At 42.4% G+C, this 12,139-nt stretch carries 10 protein-coding genes; 9 read left to right on the plus strand and 1 reads right to left on the minus strand.

The genetic code is table 11. From position 1 onward, the window contains the following. Window positions 1–7 precede the first annotated feature (7 nt). Both ACESZG_RS04875 and spoIVA read left to right on the plus strand, forming a co-directional pair. The gene (locus ACESZG_RS04875; RefSeq protein ID WP_055058024.1) at window positions 8–1,696 is read left to right on the plus strand and encodes a [FeFe] hydrogenase, group A; all 1,689 of its coding nucleotides are present in this window, start codon (window positions 8–10) and stop codon (window positions 1,694–1,696) included. A gap of 125 nt (window positions 1,697–1,821) precedes the next feature. After that, on the plus strand, window positions 1,822–3,291 hold the full coding sequence (spoIVA, locus tag ACESZG_RS04880) for a stage IV sporulation protein A (protein ID WP_008703041.1): 1,470 nt from the start codon (window positions 1,822–1,824) through the stop codon (window positions 3,289–3,291). A gap of 81 nt (window positions 3,292–3,372) precedes the next feature. Here the strand turns inward: spoIVA and ACESZG_RS04885 are convergent, their stop codons facing one another. Beyond that, window positions 3,373–3,744 (minus strand): NusG domain II-containing protein, encoded by a 372-nt coding sequence (locus ACESZG_RS04885; protein WP_173680806.1) that lies wholly within the window; start codon window positions 3,742–3,744, stop codon window positions 3,373–3,375. A gap of 370 nt (window positions 3,745–4,114) precedes the next feature. On the opposite strand from ACESZG_RS04885, the gene glpK reads away from it, so the two are divergent. The 7 genes from glpK (at window position 4,115) to hydF (ending at window position 12,016) form a co-directional block, all read left to right on the plus strand. After that, on the plus strand, window positions 4,115–5,611 hold the full coding sequence (glpK, locus tag ACESZG_RS04890) for a glycerol kinase GlpK (RefSeq protein ID WP_025577002.1): 1,497 nt from the start codon (window positions 4,115–4,117) through the stop codon (window positions 5,609–5,611). A 179-nt stretch (window positions 5,612–5,790) separates the two neighbouring features. Continuing rightward, a complete protein-coding gene (locus ACESZG_RS04895) occupies window positions 5,791–6,660 on the plus strand; it encodes a phosphoribosylaminoimidazolesuccinocarboxamide synthase (protein ID WP_020993888.1) in 870 nt (289 codons plus the stop codon). 216 nt (window positions 6,661–6,876) lie between these two features. Beyond that, window positions 6,877–7,857, plus strand: a complete 981-nt coding sequence (locus tag ACESZG_RS04900; protein WP_173680805.1) for a transglutaminase domain-containing protein — start codon at window positions 6,877–6,879, stop codon at window positions 7,855–7,857. Window positions 7,858–7,896: 39 nt separating this feature from the next. Beyond that, window positions 7,897–8,142 carry a TM1266 family iron-only hydrogenase system putative regulator gene (locus tag ACESZG_RS04905; RefSeq protein ID WP_020993889.1) on the plus strand — a complete coding sequence of 82 codons (246 nt, stop codon included), beginning with the start codon at window positions 7,897–7,899 and terminating at the stop codon, window positions 8,140–8,142. Between the two features lie 15 nt (window positions 8,143–8,157). Beyond that, complete coding sequence (gene hydE, locus ACESZG_RS04910; protein ID WP_055149624.1) at window positions 8,158–9,207, plus strand: [FeFe] hydrogenase H-cluster radical SAM maturase HydE; 1,050 nt, start codon at window positions 8,158–8,160, stop codon at window positions 9,205–9,207. Between the two features lie 127 nt (window positions 9,208–9,334). After that, window positions 9,335–10,756 (plus strand): [FeFe] hydrogenase H-cluster radical SAM maturase HydG, encoded by a 1,422-nt coding sequence (gene hydG, locus ACESZG_RS04915; RefSeq protein WP_173680804.1) that lies wholly within the window; start codon window positions 9,335–9,337, stop codon window positions 10,754–10,756. Window positions 10,757–10,807: 51 nt separating this feature from the next. Next, window positions 10,808–12,016: a [FeFe] hydrogenase H-cluster maturation GTPase HydF gene (hydF, locus tag ACESZG_RS04920; RefSeq protein WP_173680803.1), complete on the plus strand. Its 1,209-nt coding sequence runs from the start codon at window positions 10,808–10,810 to the stop codon at window positions 12,014–12,016. The last annotated feature ends 123 nt before the right edge of the window (window positions 12,017–12,139 follow it).

The following is a 12,139-nucleotide window of genomic DNA, read 5'->3' on the forward strand; positions in this document are numbered from 1 at the left end:
ATACACTATGGGCCATATGATAATTGACGGTAGAAAGGTAGAATTTACCGATGAAAAAAATGTCCTGTCTGTCATCCGCAAGGCAGGGATCAATATTCCGACACTGTGCTACCACTCAGAGGTATCCACTTTTGGTGCCTGTCGTTTATGTACAGTTGAAGACGAGAGGGGAAAAACATTTGCCTCATGTTCTGAACAGCCAAGAGATGGAATGGTGATCTATACCAATTCCGGAAGAGTCAAGAAATACAGAAAACTAATTGTAGAATTATTGCTTGCAGCACATTGTCGTGACTGTACAACCTGTGTTAAGAGTGGTGAGTGTGTCCTTCAGGAACTGGCACACAGGCTGGGCGTACAGACAATCCGTTTCAAAAATACCAGGGAATATCATGAGTTGGATACAAGTTCTCCTTCTCTGGTTCGTGATCCAAACAAATGTATTCTGTGTGGTGACTGCGTACGTGCCTGCGAAGAACTTCAGGGAATCGGAGCTTTAGGATTTGCATTCCGGGGAACTGAGGCCATGGTAATGCCTGCATTTAACAAAAAAATCGCAGAGACAGAATGTGTAAACTGCGGTCAGTGTCGTGTATATTGCCCAACAGGTGCGATTGCGATCAAGACACATATGAACGAGGCATGGGAAGCACTTGCTGATCCGAATATACGTGTAGTTGCTCAGATTGCTCCTGCAGTACGTGTCGCAGTAGGTGATCATTATGGACTGACCAAAGGCAAGAGTGTTATGGGTAAGATTGTCAATGCTCTCCACAGAATGGGATTCGATGAAGTTTATGATACTTCATTCAGTGCTGACCTTACTATTATGGAAGAGAGTGCCGAGTTCCTTGACAGAATTAAGAAGGGTGAGAAACTTCCGCTTCTTACTTCCTGCTGTCCTGCATGGGTGAAGTTTATCACAGACCAGTACAAGGAGTATATTCCTAATCTTTCTACCTGCCGTTCTCCACAGGGAATGCTCTCAGCAGTAATCAAAGAGTACTTCCGCGATCCGGAACATGCCGGCGGCAGGAAAACAGTTATGATCTCTATTATGCCATGTACAGCCAAGAAGGCAGAAGCAGTTCGTCCGAACAGCTTCACAGACGGTGAACAGGATACAGATATCGTTATTACAACTACAGAGCTGCTCCGCATGATCGATAACTTTGGTCTTGACTTTGCAACTCTTGAACCGGAAGCCTGTGATATGCCGTTTGGCTTCGGCTCCGGTGGTGGTGTTATCTTCGGTGTTACAGGAGGTGTTACAGAAGCAGTTCTCCGCCGTCTGACTCCGGATCACAGCAAAGAAACCATGCATGAGATCGCAGAATGCGGTGTTCGTGGAGATGAGGGAATCAAGGAATTTACAGTTCCTTATGAAGGAATGAACCTTAATATCTGTGTTGCCAGCGGCCTTGCAAATGCAAGAACCGTTATGGAACAGGTTAAGAATGGTGAGAAAGAATATCATCTGATCGAGATCATGGCATGCCGCCGCGGATGTATCATGGGTGGCGGACAGCCGACAAGATCCGGCGACAGAACCAAAGCTCTGAGAGCTAAGGGCCTGTATAATGCAGATAATACAACTATCATTAAGAAATCCGATGAAAACCCGTTAGTTCTGGAACTTTACAACGGACTTCTGAAAGGCAAAGAGCATCATCTGCTTCACAATGATTCCTATTAAGAAACATCTGTGATACCTGACAGTAACAATATGTCCAAATGATAAATAGAATATTTTAAAGCTTCCTTGCATATTTTATAACAATACATGAAGGTTATGTGTAAATATGCAAGGGGGCTATTTTTATGGAAAATTTTCAGGTGTATCGTGATATCCAGGCCCGTACAGGGGGAGATATATACATAGGGGTCGTAGGACCTGTCCGCACAGGAAAATCTACATTTATCCGCAGATTCATGGAACTTGTTGCATTGCCGCAGATGTCAGATACAAAGCAGGCAGAGATCAGAGATCAGCTTCCTTTAAGCGGATCAGGCAAAATCATCACCACAGCAGAAACAAAATTTATTCCCAAAGAAGCAGTTCCCATCACTCTTGGAGAAGATCAGCAGGTAAAGATCCGCCTGATCGACAGTGTGGGTTTTCTGGTAAAGGGTGCATCCGGGCAGACGGAGGACGGGAAAGAACGAATGGTAAAAACTCCCTGGTTTGAGCAGGCAATCCCATTTCGCGAGGCCGCACGCATCGGAACACAGAAAGTAATTCAGGAGCATTCCACAATAGGTATTGTGGTCACAACTGACGGAAGTTTCGGTGAACTTCCCAGAGACAATTTTCCGGAGGCAGAAGAGAAGACTATTCAGGAATTGAAAAAACAGCAGAAACCATTTATCGTGCTGGTAAATTCGCAGATGCCATATAAAGATGCGGCTCTGAAAACAGCGGAAGAAATCCAACAGAAATATAAGGTAACTGCTCTGACAGTAAACTGTGACCAATTGAGAAAAGAAGATATTGCCAGGATTCTGGAGAAAGTTTTATATGAATTTCCTGTCAGTCAGATTCAGTTTTTTATTCCGCGCTGGGTAGAAATGCTTCCCCTGGAGCATGAGTTAAAACAGCAGATCCTTTCACAGATCAGGGATAAAATGAAAAGTATGCAGCATATACGTGATATCACAAAGGAATCTGTAAAATTATCCGGACCTTATGTACAGGATTCCCTTCTGGAAGATGTAGGCTTATCCGATGGAACAGTAAAGGTAAGAATACGCATAAAGGAAGAATATTATTACAGGATGCTCAGTCAGATGAGTGGAATCGAAATGGAGAGTGAATATGAACTGATCCATACAATGCAGGAACTGGTACATATGAAAGAGGAATATGTAAAAGTGCAGGCTGCACTGGAAGCAGTGCGTGGAACCGGTTATGGTGTGGTTGTCCCGAATCTGGATGAGATTGAGATCGCACAGCCTGAAGTGATCCGACAGGGAAATAAATATGGAGTAAAGATAAAATCAAAAAGTCCGTCTATCCATATGATAAAGGCAAATATAGAAACTGAAATTGCTCCCATAGTAGGAACAGAACAGCAGGCAAAGGATCTGATCCAGTATATTGACGAAGGCAGCCAGAGGGGGGAGAGTATCTGGGAGACTAATATTTTCGGTAAATCCATTGAGCAGCTGGTACAGGATGGCATCCGAAGCAAGATTGCAGCTATCAGCGAAGAAAGCCAGGTAAAGCTTCAGGATACCATGCAGAAAATTGTCAATGACAGTAAGGGCGGGCTGGTGTGTATCATCATATAGCTGCCGTATAATATGGTTCCTTTTAATTTTGCTTTTTAGCCGAACTGTGAAACAGTTATTCAGTTACAGGCAACGGAGAGCTCAGGTTACTGTGTCAATTACCGGTTCGTCAGTTTTTTTACTGTCAGTACTTTTTTCCCCTTCAATAACGACTTTATTAGGGAGGCATACGATGGTGCCTCCTTTTTCATCGATTGCCTTCTGTTTCATACACAGATGATCGGGGCATTGTGCAGAGATCATACGTGCCTGACCGTCTTTGATCTCACAGACATTTGTATCGTTGATTTTAATCGTCTGATCCTTTTCCAGAGAATAAGTTCCATATTCTTTTCCGTCTACAGTAATACGGATGGAACCATGACTGCCCTTATTTATAAGAGACATTCCTCCCCACATCGCAAGTGCAAGAATAAGGATACCACCTATAAAAATAAATTCTTTTTTCTTCAAAATATTGTACTCCATCTTTCTATAATAGCAGTAAGGTTTGTGTTACTGTTCACTGATAATATCCTGCAAAGCGTATTACTGAGAACGGAGTGAACAATAACAGGTTTGTTTTGTCTGCATCATAACATGAATAAAAAAGAATAGCAACCTTCAGATGTTTGTGGTATGGTTATAATAATAAAATGTACTCTCGGAGTCTTTATTGCACTTGCTTTTGCGGCTGATTTTTTGTTAGCTGCACCCGAATTTTATCAACGTACGCACCGCGTACGCCTCAAAAATTTGGGCACATCTAACAAAAAATCTTCTCGCAAAATCAAGTACAAAAAGATTCCGAGAGTACATTGAAAGAGAACGGAGGAAATCTTTTATGGGAAAATATATTATGGCACTGGATGCCGGGACGACCAGCAACCGCTGTATCCTGTTTAATGAAAAGGGAGAACGTTTAAGTGTTGCACAGAGAGAATTTACCCAGTATTTCCCGAAACCGGGCTGGGTAGAACATGATGCAGATGAGATATGGGCCAGTATGCTGGGTGTGGCAGTAGAGGCAATGACTAAGATCGGAGCAGATGCTTCAAAGATCGCTGCGATCGGAATCACAAACCAGAGAGAAACTGCAATCGTATGGGATAAAAATACCGGCGTACCTGTCTATCATGCGATCGTATGGCAGTGCCGCAGAACATCGGAATACTGCGACTCGCTGAAAGCCAGAGGACTGACTGAGAAATTCAGGGAGAAAACAGGGCTTGTGATCGATGCTTATTTCTCTGCAACAAAAATAAAGTGGATTCTGGACAATGTAGAAGGAGCCAGAGAGAAAGCGCAGAAAGGGCAGCTTTTGTTTGGAACTGTGGAAACCTGGCTGATCTGGAAACTGACAAAGGGCAGAGTCCATGTTACAGATTATTCCAATGCATCCAGAACCATGCTTTTTAATATCAATACTTTACAGTGGGATCAGGAAATTCTGAATGAACTTGACATTCCAAAGTCCATGCTTCCCAAACCAATGCCATCCAGCTGTATTTATGGAAAAGCAGATCCGGCAGTCCTTGGCGGTGCTATCCCTATTGCAGGTGCAGCAGGTGATCAGCAGGCTGCTTTGTTTGGCCAGACCTGCTTTAATGCCGGAGAGGCAAAAAATACTTATGGCACAGGATGTTTCCTTCTGATGAATACAGGAGAGAAACCTGTCTTTTCAAAGAACGGACTGGTTACTACGATTGCGTGGGGATTGGACGGAAAGGTAACCTATGCATTGGAAGGATCAATTTTTGTTGCAGGTGCAGCTATCCAGTGGCTGCGAGATGAATTAAAGGTAATTGATTCCTCTGAAGATTCCGAGTATATGGCAAATAAAGTATCAGATACACATGGATGTTATGTTGTGCCGGCCTTTACAGGACTGGGAGCTCCCCACTGGGATCAGTATGCGAGAGGTACGATCGTAGGAATTACCCGCGGTGTGAACAAATATCATATTATCCGCGCAACGCTGGAATCTATTGCCTATCAGGTAAATGACGTACTAAATGCCATGAAAGCAGATTCAGGCATTAATCTGGCGGCATTAAAAGTTGATGGCGGAGCCAGTGCCAACAATTTCCTGATGCAGACACAGGCAGATATTATCAATGCACCGGTCAACCGTCCATGCTGTGTTGAGACAACTGCAATGGGGGCTGCTTATCTGGCAGGTCTGGCAGTAGGCTACTGGAGCAGTAAAGAAGAAGTGCGCCACAATTGGTCCATTGACCAGAAATTCTACCCGTCTATCACCGAAGAAACAAGAGAGCAAAAGATCAAAGGATGGAATAAAGCTGTGAAATATTCTTACGGATGGGCGAAGGATGAATAAAGCCATTTCAGGATATGAAATGGAATTCATATTTGCTTACATTTTATCAGCAAAGCTAAATAAAATTCAGTGTATTGACAATCTTACAGAGATAGTGGTACGGTAATACAGTAATTTCGGCAAAGGCCGATGATTTTGGAGTTTTACAAATTACATAACGAATATTGAGGTGCGAAAAAATGCAGGAAATGAAACCAATCAAAGAAGGTAAAGTACGTGAGATTTATGACAACGGTGACAGCCTGATCATGGTTGCGACAGACCGCATCAGCTGCTTTGATGTTATCCTGAACAATCAGGTAACCAAGAAGGGAACTGTACTGACTCAGATGTCCAAGTTCTGGTTTGACATGACAGAAGACATTCTGCCGAACCACATGATTTCTGTAGATGTAAAAGATATGCCTGAATTTTTCCAGCAGGAGAAATTTGACGGAAACAGCATGATGTGCCGTAAGCTTGAGATGCTGCCTATTGAATGTATTGTTCGTGGATATATTACAGGAAGCGGCTGGGAAAGCTACAAAAAGACAGGTAAAGTCTGCGGCATTGAATTACCGGAAGGACTGAAGGAATCTGACAAGCTTCCTGAGCCGATCTATACTCCGTCCACAAAGGCTGAGATTGGCGATCATGACGAAAATATCTCCTATGAGCAGAGCATCGCTCACCTTGAGAAATATTTCCCGGGCAGAGGAGAGGAATTAGCTGCAAAACTTCGTGATAATACAATTGCACTTTATAAGAAATGTGCGGAATACGCATTAAGCAAGGGAATCATTATCGCAGATACCAAATTTGAATTTGGTCTGGATAAAGATGGAAACATGGTGATCGGTGATGAGATGCTCACACCGGACAGCTCCCGTTTCTGGCCTGCTGAAGGATATGAACCGGGACATGGTCAGCCATCCTTTGACAAACAGTTTGCACGTGACTGGCTGAAAGCAAATCCGGACAATGACTGGACACTTCCGCAGGACATTGTGGATAAGACAATTGGAAAATATCTTCAGGGTTATGAAATGCTTACAGGTAAGAAATTATAATAATTCAGAGATGTAGCAGATACTGCTGTTCGAAACATTGCTAAAAGTCCGGACAGCAGTATTTTTTTGCTAAAATACCACAAAAATATGGAAATCAGATAAATTTTTTGTTACACTAAAGTGAAGAAGGTAATGGAAGAGACAGGATTGTAGTTATGGTATGTAGTTATATTTTTGTTTCTGAGATTATGAAAATGTGTAAGGAGAAAAAGGTTTATGAAAACATTGAAAAAGTTGCTTTTTATCATAATGGCAGTTGCTGTTTTAGCTATGCCGGTATTTGGTGTACAGGCTGCGGAAAATGATATTCCTGTTACAGAGCAGTCCGGGGTATCCCCGACGTCATCTCCGGTTCCCATAAGAGAACTGGTTACAAAGGGAAACAAGATTTACTATTATTATAAGGGAAAAATGGTTAAGAACAAATGGAAGAGATATAATGGCTATAAGTATTATTTTGGCGCAAATGGAAATGCTGTGCGAGGAGGACAGCGTATCAACAATGTAGTTTATGTTTTTGATGAGAAAGGACGTTTATTTGAGAATAAACAGAATAAAATTGTAAAATCCGGATCCAATATTTATCATATAAGGACAGAACACGGCCGTGCCAGCATTGGATATTTTATCTATAAGAATAATCTGTATTATGCGGATCCAAAAGGAAGGCTGTATCAGAAGAAATCCAGACAGAACGGCCAGCTTTATTTTACCAATTCCGGTGCTGCAAGAAAAGATTATAATGCTCTGCTGAAAATGCGTGTGATGCAGATTGTATCGTCAATCACAAATTCAGGTATGAGTCAGAGCCAGAAGCTTTATGCATGTTGGAAATATGTTGTTTACGGAGGATTTTACTATGGTGGTCCGGATCCTAACATTTACCAGAGTGGCTGGGCGCGCAGTGAGGCATTGAGGATGTTTCGTACAGGATATGGCAACTGTTATGGATTTTCCTGTATTTTTGCTGCTCTTGCAAGAGAAATAGGATATACACCGTATATGATCTGTGGCCGGGTACCGGGAAGCAGAGATGGAGCGGCAGATGGATTTACCCGTCATTGCTGGGTAAAGATCAATGGTCTTTATTATGATCCGGAAGCACAGTATGCCGGCTGGATGAAAGGGGTTTATGGTTATGATTCCTATCCGATCAGTCACCAGATTCAGAGAGTTGTTAACTTTTGTAAATTCTGATGTGCAGATAAGTTGATTAATTATATGAGAGGTGTTTCTATGGAAAGCAGAATTGCAGTGATCAGTATTATAGTAGAGAATTCAGATTCTGTAGAATGTCTGAACAGGATTCTTCATGAATATGGCATTTATATCATCGGCAGAATGGGGATTCCTTACAGGCAGAGAGGGATAAGCATTATCAGTGTGGCAATAGATGCACCTCTGGATATAATCAATGCACTGACTGGAAAAATTGGCCGGCTGGCAGGGGTTTCAGCAAAAACAGTCTATTCGAAAGCTTAGAGGAAATGAAAATATATGGCATCAGCAGAGTTGCAGATACCTGAACACATTCAGGAGACACAGAATATTACCAGAGAAGAACTGGAAATGATTTTACATACACAGAATCCACTGGTAACGGAAGAACTACGAAGAAGAGCACAACAGACCGCAAAAGCAATTTATGAAAATAAAATTTATGTCCGCGGTCTGATCGAATTTACAAATTACTGCAAGAACAATTGTTATTATTGTGGTATACGCTGTTCAAATACGGATGCAGACAGATACCGGCTTTCTTTGGAACAGATTCTGTCCTGCTGTGAAACAGGATGGAATCTTGGTTTTCGGACTTTTGTTCTGCAGGGCGGAGAAGATCCGCATTTCACAGATGAACATATTTGTCAGATTGTCCGCACGATTAAAGAAATATACCCTGACTGTGCAGTGACTCTTTCTATCGGAGAAAAGAGTGAAGAAAGCTATCAGGCGTATTTTGATGCAGGTGCTGACAGATATCTCTTGCGTCATGAGACAGCAGATGAAGATCATTACAGAAAACTTCACCCGGAACAGATGTCCCTGGTTTTCAGAAAAAACTGTCTGAAAACCCTGAAGAAAATAGGATATCAAACCGGATGTGGATTCATGGTAGGATCTCCGGGACAAACTGCAGATACACTTTACAGCGATCTTTTATTTATTAAGGAATTAAAGCCTGAAATGATAGGAATCGGACCGTTTATTCCTCACAAAGACACCCCGTTTGCTAAAGAATCACCCGGAACGCTGGAGCAGACTCTGCGATTATTGTCAATTATCCGCCTGATCCACCCACATGCGCTTCTTCCGGCAACAACAGCCCTTGGAACCATAGATCCCAAGGGCAGAGAGAAGGGAATTTTGGCAGGGGCCAATGTAGTAATGCCCAACTTATCACCGGTCAATGTCCGGGATAAGTATACCCTTTATGATAATAAGATCTGTACAGGTGATGAAGCTGCTGAATGCAAAGCCTGTATGGCAGCACGTATGAAGAGCATTGGTTATGAAGTAGTGACAGACAGAGGCGATTATAAAGCATGACTGCAGTTCACTCCTGAATAACTTAAGCACCCGCGATAAGCGGAACATAAAACTGAATATAGAAAAAAAACTAATCGGAAAGCGGCAGATAAGGAAGCCCCTGACCGAAAAGAAAGGAAACAAATCTATGTATAATCCAAAATCATTAAAAGCAGAGGAATTTATTTCCGACGAAGAGATCAGAGAAACCCTTGCATATGCAGATGCAAACAAAGAAAATATGGAGCTGATCGACCAGATCCTTGCGAAGGCAAAAGAATGTAAAGGACTTACCCACAGAGAAGCTTCTGTCCTTCTTGCCTGTCCCATTCCTGAGAAGCTTCAGGAGATGTATGATCTGGCAGCGGAGATCAAGAAAGAATTTTACGGAAACAGAATCGTTCTGTTTGCCCCTCTGTATCTTTCCAACTATTGCGTAAACGGCTGTGTGTACTGTCCGTATCATAAGAAAAATCAGCATATTGCCCGCAAAAAACTTACTCAGGAAGAAATTGTAAAAGAAGTAACTGCTCTTCAGGATATGGGACATAAACGTCTTGCTATTGAAGCCGGAGAGGATCCGATCAATAATCCCATTGAGTACATTCTGGAATGCATCCAGACAATCTACAGCATTAAACATAAGAACGGTGCCATCCGACGTGTCAATGTAAATATTGCGGCCACAACTGTGGAAAATTACAGGAAATTAAAAGATGCAGGAATCGGTACCTACATTCTTTTTCAGGAGACTTATCATAAAGAAAGTTACGAAACACTTCATCCAACAGGTCCGAAACATAATTATGCCTATCATACAGAAGCAATGGACCGCGCAATGGAAGGCGGCATTGATGATGTAGGACTGGGTGTATTATTTGGTCTTGAACTTTACAGGTATGAGTTTGCCGGGCTTCTGATGCATGCGGAACATCTTGAGGCAGTTCATGGAGTAGGTCCTCATACTATCAGTGTGCCTCGTATCAAACATGCGGATGATATTGATCCTTCTGCTTTTGATAACAGTATCAGTGATGAAATTTTTGCCAAAATCTGTGCACTGATCCGGATTGCTGTGCCATATACGGGAATGATCATTTCCACAAGAGAAAGTAAAGCAGTTCGTGAAAAAGTACTTCCTCTGGGAGTTTCTCAGATCAGCGGTGCCTCCAGGACAAGTGTTGGCGGGTATGACGTTCCTGAAACAGAAGATGAAGTGACATCTGCACAATTTGACGTCAGTGACCAGAGATCTCTGGATGAAATCGTAAACTGGCTGATGGGTATGGGAGATATCCCGAGCTTCTGTACTGCCTGTTACAGAGCAGGAAGAACAGGTGACCGTTTTATGTCTTTGTGCAAAAGTAAACAGATTTCCAACTGCTGCCATCCCAATGCGCTGATGACATTGATGGAATATCTCCAGGATTATGCAAGCCCTGAGACGAAAAAAGTCGGACTAGAGTTGGTTCAAAAAGAACTGGAAAATATCCCGGGCGAAAAGATAAGGAAACTCACAGAGGAACATCTTGCAGATATTGTAAACAGACAGAGAGATTTCCGATTCTGACATTCTCTGCACTTTTAACGATCAATACAACACCTGAAAGAAGGGATTAATATGGCAGTGACATTGAACGAAACACCTTCCGGAAACCGTCTGCATATAGGAATCTTTGGCAAAACCAACAGTGGAAAATCCTCATTTATCAATACTTTTTCCGGACAGAAAGTATCGATTGTTGCGGATGTTGCCGGAACTACCACAGATCCTGTATATAAACCAATGGAAATCTATCCTCTTGGTCCCTGTATCCTCATCGATACGGCAGGATTTGATGATGAAGGAGAACTGGGTGCATTACGAATAGAAAAAACCAGTCTGGCTGCACAGAAAACTGAACTGGCGATCATCCTTTTCTGCGAGGATGAAATGGTACAGGAATTAAAATGGTATAACTATTTTAAGAAACGGCAGACACCGGTAATTCCGGTGCTTGGTAAAGCTGATCTATATACACAGGAACAAAAAGAATATCTGATTCAGATGATTCAGAAAAATACAGGAGAAACGGTCTGTCCTGTCAGTTCTGAAACGGGAGAGGGAATCCGGAAATTAAAAGAACTTCTGGCAGAAAAAATCCCGGAAGGCTACGGTAACAGAATGATCACCGGGAATCTGGTTTCCAAAGATGATCTGGTACTCCTTGTAATGCCACAGGATATCCAGGCACCAAAGGGACGGCTGATCCTGCCCCAGGTACAGACTCTACGAGAACTGCTGGATAAAAGATGTCTCATAATGAGTGTAACTACTGACCGGTATCCGGCTGCATTGCAGACTCTTTCCAGACCACCGAAGCTGATCATCACAGATTCTCAGGTGTTCCCATACATCTATGAGAACAAACCAAAAGAGAGCATGCTTACTTCCTTTTCTGTACTGTTTGCGGCATACAAGGGAGATCTTTCTTACTACATAGAGGGAGCAAAAGCAATTGACAGTCTGAAAGAAACTTCTCATGTACTGATTGCCGAATGCTGCACACATGCACCTCTGAAAGAAGATATTGGCAGAGTGAAAATTCCCCGGATGCTGAAAAAACGATTTGGAGAAAACCTGCAGGTAGAGCTGGTAAGCGGAACCGATTTTCCGGATGACTTTACCGGATATGATCTGATCATCCAGTGCGGAGCATGTATGTTTAACCGGAAATATGTGATGTACCGCATCGACAGGGCAAAGAAGCAACAGGTACCTGTGACCAATTATGGGATAACCATTGCACATCTTACCGGAATACTGGATCATGTGGCATTGCCGGAATGATGATTCCAATCCCGAAAAATAACAGATATTAACAAATACATAAAGACTGCTGTACAGTTAGATTACTGTATGGCAGTTTTATTATATTACAGGAAATTAATCCTGCTAATCCTGCAAGCAGGA

Source organism: Blautia sp. Marseille-P2398, from assembly GCF_964240315.1.
In the GTDB taxonomy this organism is placed as follows: domain Bacteria; phylum Bacillota; class Clostridia; order Lachnospirales; family Lachnospiraceae; genus Blautia_A; species Blautia_A wexlerae.

What these genes read in the sequence shown, in the direction of transcription:
- spoIVA (WP_008703041.1), top strand. Translation starts at nt 1,822, where the DNA reads ATGGAAAATTTTCAGGTGTATCGTGATATCCAGGCCCGTACAGGGGGA.
- glpK (WP_025577002.1), top strand. Translation starts at nt 4,115, where the DNA reads ATGGGAAAATATATTATGGCACTGGATGCCGGGACGACCAGCAACCGC.
- hydE (WP_055149624.1), top strand. Translation starts at nt 8,158, where the DNA reads ATGGCATCAGCAGAGTTGCAGATACCTGAACACATTCAGGAGACACAG.
- ACESZG_RS04895 (WP_020993888.1), top strand. Translation starts at nt 5,791, where the DNA reads ATGCAGGAAATGAAACCAATCAAAGAAGGTAAAGTACGTGAGATTTAT.
- ACESZG_RS04875 (WP_055058024.1), top strand. Translation starts at nt 8, where the DNA reads ATGGGCCATATGATAATTGACGGTAGAAAGGTAGAATTTACCGATGAA.
- hydF (WP_173680803.1), top strand. Translation starts at nt 10,808, where the DNA reads ATGGCAGTGACATTGAACGAAACACCTTCCGGAAACCGTCTGCATATA.
- hydG (WP_173680804.1), top strand. Translation starts at nt 9,335, where the DNA reads ATGTATAATCCAAAATCATTAAAAGCAGAGGAATTTATTTCCGACGAA.
- ACESZG_RS04900 (WP_173680805.1), top strand. Translation starts at nt 6,877, where the DNA reads ATGAAAACATTGAAAAAGTTGCTTTTTATCATAATGGCAGTTGCTGTT.
- ACESZG_RS04905 (WP_020993889.1), top strand. Translation starts at nt 7,897, where the DNA reads ATGGAAAGCAGAATTGCAGTGATCAGTATTATAGTAGAGAATTCAGAT.